17 protein-coding genes and 1 pseudogene are annotated in these 15161 nt (G+C 69.7%); 6 read left to right on the forward strand and 12 right to left on the reverse strand.

Annotation, left to right across the window (positions count from 1 at the left end):
- Positions 1-80: 80 nt before the first annotated feature.
- Both ACFVM3_RS17355 and ACFVM3_RS17360 read left to right on the forward strand, forming a co-directional pair.
- Positions 81-851: a PhzF family phenazine biosynthesis protein gene (locus ACFVM3_RS17355; protein WP_378439793.1), complete on the forward strand. Its 771-nt coding sequence runs from the start codon at positions 81-83 to the stop codon at positions 849-851.
- Positions 851-1225, forward strand: coding sequence for a YccF domain-containing protein (locus ACFVM3_RS17360; RefSeq protein ID WP_378439795.1), 375 nt, complete (start codon positions 851-853; stop codon positions 1223-1225). Before ACFVM3_RS17355 ends, ACFVM3_RS17360 begins: the two co-directional genes overlap by 1 nt.
- A 3-nt stretch (positions 1226-1228) precedes the next feature.
- Here the strand turns inward: ACFVM3_RS17360 and ACFVM3_RS17365 are convergent, their stop codons facing one another.
- From ACFVM3_RS17365 to ACFVM3_RS17395, 7 genes are all read right to left on the reverse strand, one after another.
- The gene (locus ACFVM3_RS17365; protein ID WP_378439797.1) at positions 1229-2044 is read right to left on the reverse strand and encodes a metallophosphoesterase; all 816 of its coding nucleotides are present in this window, start codon (positions 2042-2044) and stop codon (positions 1229-1231) included.
- Between the two features lie 171 nt (positions 2045-2215).
- Entirely contained in the window at positions 2216-3010 is a 795-nt protein-coding gene (locus ACFVM3_RS17370) for an HAD-IIA family hydrolase (RefSeq protein ID WP_378439798.1), read from the reverse strand.
- 10 nt (positions 3011-3020) lie between these two features.
- Positions 3021-4085 carry a sulfate/molybdate ABC transporter ATP-binding protein gene (locus ACFVM3_RS17375; RefSeq protein ID WP_378439800.1) on the reverse strand — a complete coding sequence of 355 codons (1065 nt, stop codon included), beginning with the start codon at positions 4083-4085 and terminating at the stop codon, positions 3021-3023.
- Positions 4082-4858, reverse strand: a complete 777-nt coding sequence (locus tag ACFVM3_RS17380) for an ABC transporter permease (protein WP_167373533.1) — start codon at positions 4856-4858, stop codon at positions 4082-4084. Before ACFVM3_RS17380 ends, ACFVM3_RS17375 begins: the two co-directional genes overlap by 4 nt.
- A 70-nt stretch (positions 4859-4928) precedes the next feature.
- Positions 4929-5684 carry a molybdate ABC transporter substrate-binding protein gene (gene modA, locus ACFVM3_RS17385; protein ID WP_378439802.1) on the reverse strand — a complete coding sequence of 252 codons (756 nt, stop codon included), beginning with the start codon at positions 5682-5684 and terminating at the stop codon, positions 4929-4931.
- Positions 5681-6085, reverse strand: a complete 405-nt coding sequence (locus ACFVM3_RS17390; protein WP_378439804.1) for a molybdopterin-binding protein — start codon at positions 6083-6085, stop codon at positions 5681-5683. The genes modA and ACFVM3_RS17390 overlap by 4 nt, the downstream gene beginning before the upstream one ends.
- A gap of 33 nt (positions 6086-6118) precedes the next feature.
- The gene (locus tag ACFVM3_RS17395) at positions 6119-6592 is read right to left on the reverse strand and encodes a MarR family transcriptional regulator (protein WP_378439806.1); all 474 of its coding nucleotides are present in this window, start codon (positions 6590-6592) and stop codon (positions 6119-6121) included.
- Between the two features lie 78 nt (positions 6593-6670).
- On the opposite strand from ACFVM3_RS17395, the gene moaA reads away from it, so the two are divergent.
- The 4 genes from moaA (at position 6671) to ACFVM3_RS17415 (ending at position 10153) form a co-directional block, all read left to right on the forward strand.
- Positions 6671-7735, forward strand: coding sequence for a GTP 3',8-cyclase MoaA (moaA, locus tag ACFVM3_RS17400; RefSeq protein WP_378439808.1), 1065 nt, complete (start codon positions 6671-6673; stop codon positions 7733-7735).
- Position 7736: 1 nt separating this feature from the next.
- A complete protein-coding gene (locus ACFVM3_RS17405; RefSeq protein WP_378439810.1) occupies positions 7737-7991 on the forward strand; it encodes a MoaD/ThiS family protein in 255 nt (84 codons plus the stop codon).
- A 218-nt stretch (positions 7992-8209) separates the two neighbouring features.
- On the forward strand, positions 8210-9061 hold the full coding sequence (locus ACFVM3_RS17410) for a phosphatidylinositol-specific phospholipase C/glycerophosphodiester phosphodiesterase family protein (RefSeq protein WP_378439812.1): 852 nt from the start codon (positions 8210-8212) through the stop codon (positions 9059-9061).
- 456 nt (positions 9062-9517) lie between these two features.
- On the forward strand, positions 9518-10153 hold the full coding sequence (locus ACFVM3_RS17415) for a transglycosylase family protein (protein WP_378439814.1): 636 nt from the start codon (positions 9518-9520) through the stop codon (positions 10151-10153).
- 207 nt (positions 10154-10360) lie between these two features.
- On the opposite strand, the pseudogene ACFVM3_RS17420 reads toward ACFVM3_RS17415, so the two are convergent.
- From ACFVM3_RS17420 to ACFVM3_RS17440, 5 genes and pseudogenes are all read right to left on the reverse strand, one after another.
- Positions 10361-11277 (reverse strand): annotated as a pseudogene (locus ACFVM3_RS17420) (molybdenum cofactor biosynthesis protein MoaE).
- Positions 11274-11744 carry a cyclic pyranopterin monophosphate synthase MoaC gene (gene moaC / locus ACFVM3_RS17425; RefSeq protein WP_378439815.1) on the reverse strand — a complete coding sequence of 157 codons (471 nt, stop codon included), beginning with the start codon at positions 11742-11744 and terminating at the stop codon, positions 11274-11276. The pseudogene ACFVM3_RS17420 and the gene moaC overlap by 4 nt, the downstream one beginning before the upstream one ends.
- Before the next feature lie 17 nt (positions 11745-11761).
- Complete coding sequence (locus ACFVM3_RS17430; RefSeq protein ID WP_378439817.1) at positions 11762-13309, reverse strand: alpha/beta hydrolase; 1548 nt, start codon at positions 13307-13309, stop codon at positions 11762-11764.
- Between the two features lie 148 nt (positions 13310-13457).
- Positions 13458-14858 carry an NAD-dependent malic enzyme gene (locus ACFVM3_RS17435; RefSeq protein ID WP_378439819.1) on the reverse strand — a complete coding sequence of 467 codons (1401 nt, stop codon included), beginning with the start codon at positions 14856-14858 and terminating at the stop codon, positions 13458-13460.
- Positions 14859-14958: 100 nt separating this feature from the next.
- Entirely contained in the window at positions 14959-15141 is a 183-nt protein-coding gene (locus tag ACFVM3_RS17440; RefSeq protein ID WP_007033389.1) for a hypothetical protein, read from the reverse strand.
- Positions 15142-15161: the final 20 nt, after the last annotated feature.

Here is a 15161-nt window from a genome sequence, read left to right on the forward strand (position 1 = left end):
GACGGCGGCCACCTGCAAGTGGAGACCACCTCAGGGAAACCCGGAGGCCTGGTGCGACGGTGGCCGATATCGTCGAAGACATGCGCCTCTACATCGTCGACGCCTTCACCTCCGAAGCCTTCGCCGGTAACTCCGCCGGCGTCGTGCTGCTGGACTCGCCGGGCGACGCGGGCTGGATGCAGTCCGTCGCCGCCGAGTTGAAGCACGCGGAGACGGCCTTTGTCGAGGTCGACAGTGTCGACAGTGAAGGACCGAAGTCGCTTCGCTGGTTCACGCCGGAGACCGAGGTCGACCTGTGCGGGCACGCGACGCTGGCGACCACGCACGTCCTCGGCGGCGAACAGACCTTCACGACGAAAAGCGGCGAGTTGCGCTGCCGCGCCGAAGACGGCTGGGTGTCGATGGACTTCCCGTCGGATCCGCCCCGCGAGTCGGACGACGATCTGTCGGCGATCCTGCCGGGCCTGGAGTTCGAGTACGTCGGGCGCAGCAAGCACAACCTGTTCGCGGTGGTCGGCGACGCGTCCGTGGTGCGCTCGCTCGCCCCGGACCTCGCCGCGTTGCGCGCGCACTGGAACGGGCGGCTGATGGTCACCGCGCCGGGTGACGTGGCCGGGATCGACTTCGTCACCCGGTTCTTCGCGCCGGGCGTCGGCATCGACGAAGACCCGGTCACCGGATCCGCGCACTGCGTCCTCGCGCCGTACTGGGCCGCTCGCCTCGGCCGGGACGAGCTCGTCGGCGAACAGGCCTCGGCCCGCGGCGGCATCGTCCGGATGAACCTCGAAGGCGACCGAGTCCTGCTTTCGGGTCAGGCGGTCACCGTGGCCAGCGGGGAGTTGCACGTCTGATGCGCCTGATCCTGAACGTCATCTGGCTCGTGCTGTGCGGCCTGTGGATGGCACTCGGCTACGTCGTCGCCGGCATCATCTGCTGCATCCTGATCGTCACCATCCCGTTCGGGCTGGCGTCGTTCCGGATCGCGGCCTACGCGCTCTGGCCGTTCGGCCGCACCGTGGTGGACCGGCGCGACGCCGGGGCCGCGTCGACGATCGGCAACGTCATCTGGTTCCTCTTCGCCGGGCTGTGGCTCTCGATCGGGCACGTACTGACCGGGGTCGCGCTGTGCGTCACGATCATCGGGATCCCGCTGGGCGTGGCGAACTTCAAGATGATCCCGGTCTCGCTGATGCCGCTGGGCAAGGAGATCGTGGAGCTCCCCTGACGATCAGTCCTCGGGCTCCCATGGCAGCGGCACGATGAGGCACGGGCCGCCGACGAACAACCCGCCGTCGATCCCCAGCGCCTTCCCGCCCGCGTAGAGGTACGGTCCCTCGATCTGCGCGGGGTGGATCCCGAGCTGGTCGGCGATCACGCTGTGCCCGTGCACGATCCGCTCGCCGCCGAGCCGGTCCATGACCTGCTGCGCGACGTCGGCGCCGTCCGGGCCGCGGAAGGCGTAGCGCGTGGTCATCCGCCGCCAGACGTCCCACCAGGCCTGGATGTCACTGCCTTCGAGGATTTCGCGGCCGCGCGCGTTGATGCCGTCGATGTCCTCGCCCCAGTCGAGGTATTCGAGCGTGTCCGAATGCATCAGCAGATGGTTCGCGGCCAGCGTCAGCATCGGGCGGGAAGTCAGCCACTCGATATGCTGCGGGGTGAGCCGGTCCTGGTCTTCGAGCAGCCCGCCGTTGATCTCCCAGCTGCGGGCGAAGCTGCGCGGACCGAAGTCGGACGGCACCTCGGTGTCGCCGAAGTGGTACATCCCGAGCAGCAGGATCTCGTGGTTGCCCAGCAGCGTCCCGCAGTGCCCGCCCGCCGTCGCGGCCTGCCGTTCCAGCCGCATCACCAGGTCGATGACGCCGACGCCGTCGGGCCCCCGGTCGACGAAGTCACCGAGGAACCAGAGGGTCGTCTCCCCGCCGGACCAGTCGTCGTCGGAGTCGATCAGCCCCTTCTCCCGGAGCGCTTCGGCCAGCTCGTCCCGGTGTCCGTGGACGTCACCGACCACGTAGGTCGGGGACGCGGGCTGATCGTCGTGCATCGTCAGACGATAAGCCCTCCGCCCTCCGCCGTGTCGCTCAGCCTGTCAGCGGAGCTGAAGACGGCCCGCGAAACGGGGGCTCGCCCGCCTCGCCCACCGAGGTTGCGAAAGTGGCTTTCGCAACCCGCCGCGTACGGACGGCACCTGGTCGGCAGGGGACGTCGTGGTCGCTCAGCCTTCGCCGAACGGGTCGCCGGTGCGCCCGACCAGATCCGCGATGGAGTCGATGATCTTGGTCGGCCGGTACGGGTAGTGCTCGGCGCTCTCCCGCGTGGAGATGCCGGTGAGCACCAGGATCGTCTGCAAGCCTGCCTCGATTCCCGAGTGGACGTCGGTGTCCATCCGGTCGCCGATCATCAGCGTCGACTCCGAATGCGCGCCGAGCCGCCGCAGGGCCGAGCGCATCATCAGCGGGTTCGGCTTGCCGACGTAGTACGGCGAGCGGCCGGTCGCCCTCTCGATCAGCGCCGCGACCGAACCGGTGGCGGGCATCGAGCCCTCCATGCTCGGGCCGGTGGCGTCGGGGTTGGTGGCGATGAACTTGGCGCCGCCTTCGATGAGCCTGATCGCGCGGGTTATCGCGCTGAAGCTGTACGTGCGGGTCTCGCCGAGGACCACGTAGTCGGGGTCGCGTTCGGTCAGCACGTAGCCGACCTCGTGCAGGGCCGTGGTGAGCCCGGCTTCGCCGATCACGAACGCCGAGCCGTTCGGCCGCTGCGAAGCGAGGAACTTCGCGGTCGCCAGCGCGGAGGTCCAGATGGCCTCCTCGGGGATGTCGAGACCGGTCCGCTCGAGCCTCGCCCGCAGGTCGCGCGGGGTGTAGATCGAGTTGTTGGTCAGCACCAGGAAGCCGATGTCGTTGGCGCGCAGCTCCTTGAGGAACTCGTCCGCGCCGGGTACGAGGTGCTCCTCCTGGACCAGCACGCCATCCATGTCGCTGAGATATGTCCAACGGCGCTCGTTCATACCGCCCACCCTAATGATCGGAGGCGGCGTGAACAGCCACGGACGCCGCCTTGACCGAAAGATTGACCGGTGTGCCGGGTTCGAGCGCCAGCTCGGCGACCGCCGCCGGGGTGAGGTCGGCGGCGAGGCCCGCCGCCCAGTCGTCGCCGCGGGCCCGGACGCGGATCACCGGTCCGTGGGGTTCGAGCGCGTCGACGATTCCCTCGACGGTGTTGCGCGGGCTGCCCCGATGTTCGCCGTCCCGCAGGTACACCGCGACGGCACTGGGCGCGAAGACGGCGACGGCTGTCTCCCCCTCGACGACATCCTCGGCCGGAATTCCGGCCAACTGCCCGCCTGACGTGCGCAAACCGCCCTCGACGGCGATACCGGGCACCAGGTTCAGCCCGGCGATCCGCGCGGTGAACGCCGTCCGCGGCGCGGAGAGGACCTTGCGGGTCTCGCCGCGTTCGACGATCAGGCCGCCGTCGAGGACGGCGACGTGGTCGGCCAGCGCCAGCGCGTCGAGGGGGTCGTGGGTGACCAGCACGGTCGGCGGCCCGGAACGCAGGACCCGCCGGAGCAGCCCTCGGATGGCGGGTGCCGCGTCGACGTCCAGAGCGGCGAAGGGCTCGTCGAGCAGCAGGAGTCCCGGCTCGGCGGCCAGCGCCCGCGCGATCGCGACGCGCTGCGCCTGCCCGCCGGAGAGTTGCGCGGGCCGCCGTCCGGCCAGTTCGAGGGCGTCCACTTCGGTCAGCCACTCCCGCGCGCGCTTCTTCGCCTCGGCGCGGCCGGCCCCGGTCGAGCGCGGAGCGAAGGCGACGTTGTCCAAAGCGGACAGATGCGGGAAGAGCAGCGCGTCCTGGGAGAGCAGGCCGATGCCGCGCGCGTGCGGAGGCAGTCCCGCCAGGTCGCGGCCGTCGAGGGTGATCCGCGCCCGGCCTGGCCGGAGGAGACCGGCCAGGCAGCCGAGCACACTGGACTTTCCCGACCCGTTCGGTCCGAGCAGTGCGAGCACACCGCCGTCGGGGACCTCGAAGCCGACGTCCAGGGTGAACTCGCCGCGCCGGAGGGCGAGTTCGGCCACGAGGGTCACGACCGGACTCCTTCGAGCGCGCGCGGCCGGGCGAGCGCGATGACCGCGACGGCGACCAGGATGAGCAGTAACGCGAGCGCCACCGCGCTGTCGACGTCGACCTCGGCCTGGGTGTAGACCTCCAGCGGCAGGGTCCGGGTCACGCCTTCGAGGCTGCCGGCGAAGGTGATCGTCGCGCCGAACTCGCCCAGCGCCCGCGCGAAGCTCAGCACGATGCCCGAACCGAGCGCGGGCAGCAACAGCGGCAGTGTGACCCGGCGGAACACCGTCCACGGTTTGGCGCCCAGCGTCGAAGCGACCCTCTCGTACCGGTCGCCGGCGCCGCGGAGGGCTCCTTCGAGGCTGACCACCAGGAACGGCATCGCGACGAACGTCTGCGCGATGACCACCGCGGCCGTGGTGAACGGCACCTGCTCACCGGTCAGGGTGGTCACCAGGATACCGAGGAAACCCTTGCGGCCCAACAGGTACAGCAGCGCCAGGCCGCCGACAACCGGCGGCAGCACCAGCGGCAGCAGCACCACCGCGCGCAGCACGCGGACACCGCGCGCTCCCGAGCGCGCGAGCACCACGGCGAGCGGGACCCCGAGGAGCACACAGGCCACAGTGGACAGTCCGGCGGTGATCAGCGAGAGCTTGAGCGCGTTCAGCGACGACGTCGAGGTGATGAGGCTCGGGAAGCGCGTCAGGTCCGAACGCACCAGAAGGCCGACGACCGGCAGTACGACCAGCGCCAGCGCGCAGATCGCCGGCGGCCACAACACCCACGGCACCCCCGCGTTCAGTCCTCTGAATGCGGTACTTGCGCGGGCATCTACCGCATTCAGAGGACTGAACGCGGGGTCACGGCGCGCCAAAACCGGCCTTCGCGAGTTCGTTCCTGCCCTCCGCGCCGAGGACGAAGTCCCTGAACTGCCCGGCGAGCTGAGCCTGCGGAGCGTCCTTCACCACCGCGATCGGGTAGTCGTTGATCGCGCTCGCCGCCTCCGGGAAGTCCACCTTGTCCACCTTCGCGGCCGCGGAGGTCGCGTCGGTGACGTAGACGAGTCCCGCGTCGGCGTCGCCCGTCTGCACCTTCGCGAGCACCGACTTGACGTCCTGCTCCTCGCTCGCCGGCTTGAGCGTGACCCCGGACGACTGCTGGACCTTCTTCGCCGCCGACCCGCACGGCACCTGCGGCGCGCAGACGACGACGGTCAGCCCGTCCTTCGCGAGATCGGCCAGCCCCTTGATGCCCTTGGGGTTGCCCTTGCCGACCGCGATGACGAGCCGGTTGGTGGCGAACACCGACGGCTGCCCGTCGATCAGCCCGGCCTTGGCGACCTTGTCCATATTGGCCTTGTCGGCGGAAGCGAAGACGTCCGCCTTCGCGCCTTGGGTCAGCTTCTGGACCAGCGCCGAGGAACCCTCGAAGCCGAACTTCACGGTCACCCCGGAGTTCTGCGCCTCGAACCGCTTGCCCATCGCCCCGAACGACTCGGTGAGCGAGGCCGCCGCGAAGACGGTCAGCGTCCTCGCCCCGTCTTGAGGCGCCGCCTCCGAACCACAGGCCGTCGCGGCCAGAGCCAGCGCGGCCAGGACGGGCGCGAGCTTCCTCATCGGCTTCCCTCCGGGGTTTCGACCACGACGGTGGTCGCCTTGACGACGGCGACCGCGAGCACCCCCGGCCGCAGCCCGAGTTCGCGGACGGCCTCGGCGCTCATCAGGGAGACCACGCGATGCGGGCCGCACTGCAGCTCGACCTGTGCCATCACCTTGTCCGTGATCACCTCGGTGACGAGCCCGACGAACCGGTTCCGCGCGGAGCGGCCGACGCTCGAAGGGTCATCCGGCTGTTCGGCCTGCGCCTTGGCGAACGCGGCGAGCTCGGCGCCGTCGACGACCTTGCGGCCCGCCGAGTCGTCGAACGCGGTCAACTGGCCGGCGCGCACCCAGCGGCGGACGGTGTCGTCGCTGACGCCGAGCAGACGAGCGGCCTCGGATAACCGGAATTGCGGCATATCTGGAAGGTTACTTCCGCAGATACGGAAAAGCTATGGACGCGAAGCATCGCCGGGGAGTTCGTCGCGGAGGCCGTCGAGCACCGCGCTCTGGAATCGCACCAGCACTTTCCGTTCCTCGGGAGAGAACTGTTCGAGCACCGTCTTCATGGTCGTGTACGCGGATTCGAAGAGCGGCGCGTGCCGCTCCATGGCGCCGGGGACGACCTCGATCAGGACCTTCCGGCGGTCGGCGGTGTCGCGGACGCGGCGCGCGAGACCGGCCTTCTCGAGCCTGTCCATGACGCCGGTCACAGCGCCCGTCGAGAGCCCGGTCAGCTCGGCGATCCTGCCCGCTGTCAACGGCCCCGGCGACTGGCCAGCCAGTTCGAGGACCTGGTGATCGGTGGCCGACAGGCCCATCCGCTCGGCGATCCTGGCGTGCCGGAGAACGGTCAGCGTGCCGCTCTCCCTGCCGAGATGGGCGAACCGGGCCAATTCCTCCGCCGAGAGCGGGTATTTCGCCATCCGGAAACCCTTCCGATTCTGTGCGAAAGGGATTGTAGACAGTCGGTTTTCACCCGCTCCGGGGTTAGTCTGGTGTCAATGACAGCAGTCGATCTCGGGTTTCCCCGTGTCCCCGGCACACGAGGGCGTCCCAGCGTGCCCAGGCCGGACAACCCCGCTCTGATCGACACCTTCGGCCGCGTGGCGACCGACCTGCGGGTGTCGCTCACCGACAAGTGCAATCTCCGCTGCACCTACTGCATGCCCGCCGAAGGCCTCGAATGGATGCCGAGCGCGGACGTGCTGACCGACGACGAACTCGTGCTCCTGCTGCGGATCGCCGTCGAGCGGCTCGGCGTCACCGACATCCGGCTCACCGGCGGCGAACCGCTGCTGCGCCAGGGCCTGGAGAAGATCGTCGAGCGGGTCGCGGCACTCGAACCGCGGCCGCGGCTTTCCATGACCACCAACGGAATCGGGCTCGCGAAGCGCGCGAAGCCGCTCGCCGACGCGGGGCTGGACCGGATCAACGTCTCGTTGGACACCGTCGACCGCGCGCTGTTCGAGACGATCACGCGTCGCGACCGGCTTTCGCACGTGCTCGCCGGGATGGCCGCGGCGCGGGAGGCCGGGCTGGACCCGGTGAAGGTCAACGCGGTGCTGATGCGCGGGCTGAACGAGGACCAGGCCGTGCCGCTGCTGAAGTTCTGTCTCGCGGAGGGCTATCACCTGCGCTTCATCGAGCAGATGCCACTGGACGCGCAGCACGGCTGGAACCGCGCCGACATGATCACCGCCGAGGAGATCCTCGGCATGCTCGGCGAGGAGTTCACGCTGTCGCCGTTCCCCGCCGCGCGGGGCGGGGCGCCCGCCGAACGCTGGCTCGTCGACGGCGGACCTGGCGACGTCGGCGTGATCGCGTCGGTGACCCGCCCCTTCTGCGGCGCCTGCGAGCGGACCAGGCTGACCGCGGACGGCGCGGTGCGCTCGTGCCTGTTCAGCAACGACGAGACCGACCTCCGCGCCCTCGTGCGCGCGGGCGCGCGCGAAGAAGAGGTGGCGGACGCCTGGCGGGCGACCATGTGGGGCAAGCTCGCCGGGCACGAGATCAACGAGGCCGGGTTCGCGCAGCCGATCCGGCCGATGAGCGCGATCGGCGGCTGACATGGTGACCATCGTGGTGCGGTACTTCGCCTCGGCCCGCGCGGCCGTCGGTCTCGACGAGGAGAAGGTGACCCTGCCGGACGGCGCCCGCGTGGCCGATGCCGTCGTCCGTCTGCGCGAACTCCACCCGGAGAAGCTGGCGAAGCTGCTCGACGCGGTCTCCTATCTGTTGGACGGCGTCGCGGTGCGGGATCTCACGCGGCCGCTGACCGAAGGCGCCGAACTGGACGTCCTGCCGCCGTTCGCCGGGGGCTGACCTGCCACTGCCGTGCGGACGGCGCCTGCCGGGCGTGTCGGGGCGCTGTCGCGAAAGCCACTTTCGCGACGTCTGATGTCCCGAAAGTGGCTTTCGCGACATGCTCGCCGGGATCACATCGCCCCTGACCTGCACGAACGGCGAAAGTGGTAGCAAAGGTCCCTTGCTCGCCGTCTCGAGTTCACCGTCCGGTCGCCGAAGCAGCCGAGGATGCGCCAGTGATCACTCCCCGCCGTATTCTCGCCGCACTGCTCGCCGCGGTCGCCGCCACGAGCCTCGCGACCGCTCCGGCGTCCGCCCACGAACGCGGCGTCCGGCCGCTGCCGCAGGCGCACAGCCACAACGACTACGAGCACGCCCGTCCGCTGCACGACGCGCTCGACCAGGGCTTCACCAGCGTCGAGGCCGACATCTTCCTGGTCGACGGGCAGCTGCTGGTCGCCCACGACCTCGCGGACACCCGCCCGGACCGCACCCTGGAGTCGCTCTACCTGGAGCCGCTGCGCAAGCGCGTCCTGGCCAATCACGGGGTCGGCGTCTACCGGCAGCGCACGGAGTTCCAGCTGCTGATCGACGTCAAGGGGGACGCGAACAGCACCTACGCGGCACTCGAGAAGCGCCTCCACGACCCGCGCTACTCCTTTCTTTTCTCTGTGTACGCGTTCGGTCACGTGAAGAAGCGGGCCGTCACCGCGGTGATCTCCGGCGGGCGCCCCAAGGACGTGATGCTCGGGCAGAAGTTCCGGCTCGCCTTCTACGACGGCCGGATCAGGGACGAGAACGACCTCGGCATCGGCTCCGACCCGCAGGTCACGCCGCTCGTCTCGGACTCCTGGAGCGGCCTGTTCACCTGGACCGGTGACGGCCCCTTCCCCGCCGGCGAGCGGGCGAAACTCCACGATCTGGTCAAGCGGGCCCACGCGGCGGGTCAGCGCGTGCGCTTCTGGGCCACGCCGGACGCCGCCGGGCCCGGCCGTGACGCGTTGTGGAAAGAGCTGGTCGCCGCCGGGGTCGACCACCTGAATACGGATGACCTGCCAGGACTGGCGAACTTCTTGAGGTCTCGCTAAAGTGCGCGGCCCATTCGCGCGCGAAGGCGCACGAATGGGCCAGTCATCCCTTAATCCACGTGATGCAAGCCTCACGATCCGTGAATTATCTCGGTCAGGAAACGGCCAGATAACGGCGCGCTGACCTGCACAAACAGCCGAATCGTTATGGGTTGCGTGCTGTTACTGTGATGTAGGTCACAGCTCGAATAATTTCCGATCAGGCCGTTCGTTACGTACCGTCGCTTTTCGGTTGGCCCCGACCGACCACGCAACACCGGGAACCCGTAGCGCCGAGCCCTGTCCAACGGATTCCCGGACCCAACCCCGAGCGAAAGCATTTCCGGACAGGGACGAGGGGACCGAGCCGACGCGTCGTGCGTCAGGCGAAGTCAGCCGGCCTGAGACGGCCGGCCAGGACCCACGGGTCTTTCCCTCAGCACAGGCTCGTAGGCGCAGGGAGCGAGATTTACTCACATGTCTTACCGAGGCAAGCACCGCAAGATGTCCGCCGCCACCCGTCACATCGCCCGCGTCGCCATTGCGGGTGTCGCGGTCGGCGCTCCCCTCGCAATCGCCGCGACCCCCGCGTCGGCGACCAACTGGGACGCCATCGCGCAGTGCGAGAGCAGCGGCAACTGGAGCACCAACACCGGTAACGGTTACTACGGTGGCCTGCAGTTCTCGCCGAGCACCTGGCGTGCCTACGGTGGCACCGGCAGCGCGCACAACGCCACGCGTGAGCAGCAGATCGCCGTCGCCGAGCGGGTCCTCCAGGGCCAGGGCATCGGCGCGTGGCCGCACTGTGGCAAGAAGGGCGGCTCCGCCAGCCCCGCCAAGGCCAAGTCGAGCGCCCCGAAGGCCACCAAGAAGGTGACCCCGAAGAAGTCGACCGCTCCGGTCACCAAGCAGCAGGCCCCGGCCCCGGCCGCCGCCAATGTCGCCAACTCGAACCCGGCGGGTGACTACACCGTCGTGGCGGGCGACACGCTGTCGAAGATCGCTTCCAAGTTCAACGTCCAGGGCGGCTACCAGAAGCTGCAGGAGCTGAACAAGGAATACGTGCCGAACGCCGACTTCATCGTCGTCGGCCAGAAGCTCGCCACCAAGTGAGCTCTTGAGCACCGGTAAGTCGTGATGCCCGCGGGATTCCCCGCGCGGCCACGTCACGACTGACAAGGCCCCACCGCGCCATTCCCCCGGCGGTGGGGCTTTGTCGTGTCCGGGCCCCGATGCGGGCTGAAAGCGCCCTTCACCTCGTCTGACGCGGTGAAGGGCGCTTTCGTCGCATCGCATGCGGGGAAAGTCCCCTTCAGCCCCCTACGGCGAGTTGACCCACTCGTCACTGCCGTCGCTGAAGTGCTGGTGTTTCCACACCGGCAGCCGCGCCTTGACCTCGTCGACCAGCTCCGAGCAGGCGGCGAACGCCTGACCGCGGTGCTCGGCGGCCACGGCGCACGCCAGCGCGACGTCACCGATGGCCAGCGCCCCCAGCCGGTGGCTGACGGCGACCGCCCGCACGCCCTCCCACTTGCCCGAGAGGTCCGCGACGACCTCCGCGAGCACGTCGGCGGCGCTGGGATGTCCTTCGTAGGCGAGCCGGTCCACCGACCGGCCGCCGTCGTGGTCCCGCACGACCCCGCCGAAGGTGACGACGGCACCCGCGGCCGCGTCGTCCACCAGGCGGGCGTGCTCTTCGACCGAAAGCGGCTCGTCGACCACCGCGATCCGTGCGACCCGAACGCTCACTGCTGTGCCTCCCGTGGGTGGTCGCCGCCCGCCAGCTGGTCGACGGCGTGGTCGAGGATCCCGTCCAGTACGCCAAGGCCGTCCTTCACCCCGCCACGCGAGCCGGGCAGGTTCACCACCAGGGTCCGGCCCGCGACGCCGGCGACGCCGCGCGAGAGCACGGCCGTGGGCACCTTGGGCAGTCCGGCGGCGCGGATCGCGTCCGCCACGCCGGGGAGTTCGTAGTCGAGGACGGCGCGCGTGACGTCCGGGGTGCGGTCCGTCGGGGAGATACCGGTGCCGCCGGTCGTCACGATCACCTGCACCCCGGCCGCGACGGCGTCCCGCAGGGCCGCGCCGACGGGTTCCCCGTCCTCGACGACCACGGGCTCCGGCACGTCCCAGCCACGTGAGGCCAGCCAGTCCGCGATGACCGGGCCCGTGGTGTCCTCGTAGACGCCCTTCGCGGCGCGGTTCGACGCCACGATCACCCTGGCGACCCGGTTCACGGCCGCTCCCAGGTCCCGGTCTTGCCACCGTCCTTGCGGATCAGGCGGACGTCGTCGAGGGTCGCCGCGGGATCGACGGCCTTGATCATGTCGTGCAGGGTCAGCCCGGCGACGGCGACGGCGGTCAGGGCCTCCATCTCGACGCCGGTGCGGTCGTTCGTCTTCGCGGTCGCGGTGATGTGCACGGCGGTCTCGTCGACGACGAACTCGACCTTCACGCCGGACAACGCGATCTGATGGCAGAGCGGGATCAGCTCGGGCACCTTCTTCGCGCCCATGATGCCCGCGATCCGGGCGGTCGCGAGGGCGTCGCCCTTGGGGAGCCCGTCCGTCGCCAGCAGGCCGAGCACCTCGGCCGTGGTGTGCACGGTGCCGCCAGCCAGCGCGGTGCGGGCGGTGGGCGTCTTGCCGGAAACGTCGACCATACGGGCGGCACCCGTATGGTCGACGTGGCTGAGTTCACTCACGCCCAGCAGGCTAGTCCTCAGAAGATCCGCTGCTTCGAGCGAACCTCGTCGAGGGCCTTTTCGCGTTCCTGCCGCTGCTCCGGCGTCATCGACGCGAAGAGCCCGCCCTTGTCCGCGGCGCAGGCCGTGTCACGCGCGGGGCGTTTGCCTTCCACGAAGAACCGGTTGACGGCGTTGTTGCCGCAAGCGTTCTCGTCGGTCAGCCAGACGCCGTGCCCGCCCTCGTCCACGGTCACGATCCGCGCCCGGTCGCCGAGCGCGCGGCGCATCTCCTCGGCACCGCTCAGCGGCGTCGCCGGGTCACGCAGGTTCTGCACCATCAGGATGTTCGACGGTCCCCGGTCGCCGATCCGCACCGGCGGCTCGATCGGCTCGGACGGCCAGTACGCGCAGGCCCAGATGTTCGCCCCGGCGGCGCCGAACATCGGATACTTCACCCGGTCCTTCGCGACGTTGCGCTGGTAGGTCGCGACGTCCTCCGGCCAGTTCCCGTCGTTGCAGACCACGTGCAACTGCCCGGCGAGCAGCTGTGCCGGGTCGATCTGCTGGGCCTGAGCGGTCTGCTCCACGGTGCCTTCGGTGTCGAGCGCCTGCCACTGCTGCGCGAGCACCGGGAAGGAACTGGTCGCGTAGAGCGCGCCGAACGTGCCCATGCGGAACGCCGCGCCGTCGACACCGGGGACGGCACCACCGTCGAGCTTGGCGGCGAGTTCGTAGAACTTCGCCGTCACCTGCTGCGGAGTGCGGCCGAGCCCGTAGCTCGCGTGCCGCGCCGCCGCCCATTTCGCGAAGTCCGGGAAGCGGTCCTCGAACCCCTCCGCCAGGCGGCGCGACGTGACCGGATCGAGCCCACCGGAGCCGGTCACGCTGTCGATCACGACCCGATCGGTCTGCCGCGGGAACAGCGTCGCGTACACGGCGCCCAGGTAGCTGCCGTACGAAACGCCGTAGTACGAGAGCTTCTCCTCACCGAGGGCTTCCCGGATGCGGTCCATGTCGCGGGCGGTGTTGGCCGTGGTGATGTACGGCAGGTTCGCGGCGGTCGCCGACGCCCCGCACTGCTTCGCGATGCCCTCGACGTACTTCGCGCGTTCCGCCACCGCCGCCGCGTCACGCGCGTACGGCGGGACGTTGCTCACCTGCTGCTCGGGCTTGAGGTCACAGGTGACCGGCGTGCTGTGGCCGATCCCGCGTGGATCGAAGCCGATGATGTCGTACGCGTCGAGCACGCTCGACGGCATGCCCGCCGCCCGCAACCCGGCGGGCATGGTCAGCCCTGGGCCGCCGGGGCCACCCGGGTTGGTCAGCATGATCCCGCGCCGCTTCGCCGGCTTGGTGCTGGCGAGTTTCGAAACGGCGATGTCGATGGTCTTCCCGCCCGGGTTCCGGTAATCGAGCGGGACCTTCAAAGTGGCGCACCGCACGCCGGGCGCGGCCACGTCCTCCGGGCACGGCCCCCAGCGCACCGACGAAACCGCGGCGGACGCCGTGGCCGGTACGAGTACCGCCATGGTCGCCGCCGCGGCCGTGAGTGCCCCGATCCTGCTCAGGACAGAGCGATTCATCCCCAACCCCCGTCATGATCGACTTCTTGGTCGGGATCGAGCCTATGAGCGGGGCATCGGCGGAGTCGTCACCCTGAAGTCGGCCACGGGGTCGGCCTCAGTGATGACGAGCACTCCGAATGGAGCAAGGGACCTTTGCTACCACGTCCTACGCCTGAGCGGCCTTGCCTGCCTTCGCCGCCTTCTTGACGGCGTCCGCCACCGCGGGGGCGACGGCGTTGTCGAACACGCTCGGCACGATGAACGAAGCGTTCAGCTTGCCGTTGTCCACGACGTCCGCGATGGCGTCGGCGGCCGCGAGGAGCATCGAGTCGTCGATGTGGTGCGCCTGCGCGTCGAGCAGCCCGCGGAAGACGCCGGGGAACGCGAGCACGTTGTTGATCTGGTTGGGGAAGTCGCTGCGGCCGGTGGCGACCACGGCGGCGTGCTTCTGCGCCTCCAGCGGGTCGATCTCCGGGTCCGGGTTGGCCAGCGCGAACACGACGGCGTCGGACTTCATGGTCGCGACCTGCTCGGCCCCGAACAGGTTCGGCGCGGAGACCCCGATGAACACGTCGGCGCCGACGAGCGCCTCGTGCAGCGTGCCCGCCTGCTGCTCCTTGTTGGTGTGCCCGGCGATCCAGGTCAGGTTGTCGTCGAGGTTGCCGCGCGCGGAGTGCACGATGCCGTCGATGTCGGCGGCCACGATGTCGCCGGGGTTCTTGCGCAGCAGCAGGCGGATGATCGCCGAACCCGCCGCGCCGACGCCGCTGACGACGATCTTGCAGTCTTCGATGTTCTTCCCGACCACGCGCAGGGCGTTGCGCAGCGCCGCGACCACGACGATCGCGGTGCCGTGCTGGTCGTCGTGGAACACGGGGATGTCGAGCTGCTCACGCAGGCGCTTCTCGATCTCGAAGCAGCGCGGCGCGGCGATGTCTTCGAGGTTGATGCCCGCGTAGACCGGCGCGAGCGCCTTCGCGATCATGATGATCTCTTCGGTGTCCTGGGTGTCCAGGCAGACCGGCCACGCGTCGACGTCGGCGAACTTCTTGAACAGCGCCGCCTTGCCCTCCATCACCGGCAGCGCGGCGGCCGGGCCGATGTTGCCCAGCCCCAGCACCGCGGAGCCGTCGGTGAGCACCGCGACGGTGTTGCGCTTGATGGTCAGGCGGCGCGCGTCCTCGGGGTTCGCCGCGATCGCCTGGCAGACACGGGCGACGCCCGGCGTGTACGCGCGGGAGAGGTCGTCACGGTTGCGGAGCGCGACCTTGGGGGTGACCTCGATCTTGCCGCCGAGGTGGATCAGGAACGTCCGGTCGGAGACCTTGCGCACGCGGACGCCCGGCAGCGAGTCCAGGGTCTGCGTGATGTCCTGCGCGTGGTTCTCCGACAGGGCGTTGGCGCTGATGTCGACGACGATCGACTCGGGGTGCGACTCGACGACGTCGAACGCGGTCAGCACACCGCCGACCCTGCCGACGGCGGTCGTCAGGTCACCCGCCGCGGTGGACGACGCGGGGGCCTCCACCCGGACGGTGATCGAATATCCGGGACCGGGAACCGGCATGGCACTACCCCCGCTGAGGAACGCTCGAATAGGTCGATCGAAAACCTACTCCCGTGACGACCGCCACGAACCCTCGCAGGGGGTGACCGACCAGTAACTTCTACCGGTTGATCTCGGTCTCGGGGTGCACGTAAGGCACGCTCTCGAGCGGGAAGGTCACGTCGCCGAACGGGGACAGCGCGCCCTGCCGATCGGACGCGAGCTCGGTGACGGGGTGCTCCCCGTCTTCACCGGGCCACGTGGGGTCGATGCCCGCGCGCTTCTTGTTATCGCCCTTCGCCACAACGTCCTCCAGAGCATGGT

It is taken from the genome of Amycolatopsis sp. NPDC057786, from assembly GCF_042797905.1.
In the GTDB taxonomy this organism is placed as follows: Bacteria; Actinomycetota; Actinomycetes; order Mycobacteriales; family Pseudonocardiaceae; genus Amycolatopsis.

Excerpts from the sequence above, each read along its gene's own strand:
- ACFVM3_RS17395 (WP_378439806.1), bottom strand. The coding sequence starts at position 6,592 with ATGGCGAAATACCCGCTCTCGGCGGAGGAATTGGCCCGGTTCGCCCAT.
- ACFVM3_RS17430 (WP_378439817.1), bottom strand. The coding sequence starts at position 13,309 with ATGAATCGCTCTGTCCTGAGCAGGATCGGGGCACTCACGGCCGCGGCG.
- ACFVM3_RS17370 (WP_378439798.1), bottom strand. The coding sequence starts at position 3,010 with ATGAACGAGCGCCGTTGGACATATCTCAGCGACATGGATGGCGTGCTG.
- moaA (WP_378439808.1), top strand. The coding sequence starts at position 6,671 with ATGACAGCAGTCGATCTCGGGTTTCCCCGTGTCCCCGGCACACGAGGG.
- ACFVM3_RS17390 (WP_378439804.1), bottom strand. The coding sequence starts at position 6,085 with ATGCCGCAATTCCGGTTATCCGAGGCCGCTCGTCTGCTCGGCGTCAGC.
- modA (WP_378439802.1), bottom strand. The coding sequence starts at position 5,684 with ATGAGGAAGCTCGCGCCCGTCCTGGCCGCGCTGGCTCTGGCCGCGACG.
- ACFVM3_RS17365 (WP_378439797.1), bottom strand. The coding sequence starts at position 2,044 with ATGCACGACGATCAGCCCGCGTCCCCGACCTACGTGGTCGGTGACGTC.
- ACFVM3_RS17435 (WP_378439819.1), bottom strand. The coding sequence starts at position 14,858 with ATGCCGGTTCCCGGTCCCGGATATTCGATCACCGTCCGGGTGGAGGCC.
- ACFVM3_RS17405 (WP_378439810.1), top strand. The coding sequence starts at position 7,737 with ATGGTGACCATCGTGGTGCGGTACTTCGCCTCGGCCCGCGCGGCCGTC.
- ACFVM3_RS17360 (WP_378439795.1), top strand. The coding sequence starts at position 851 with ATGCGCCTGATCCTGAACGTCATCTGGCTCGTGCTGTGCGGCCTGTGG.
- ACFVM3_RS17355 (WP_378439793.1), top strand. The coding sequence starts at position 81 with ATGCGCCTCTACATCGTCGACGCCTTCACCTCCGAAGCCTTCGCCGGT.
- ACFVM3_RS17415 (WP_378439814.1), top strand. The coding sequence starts at position 9,518 with ATGTCTTACCGAGGCAAGCACCGCAAGATGTCCGCCGCCACCCGTCAC.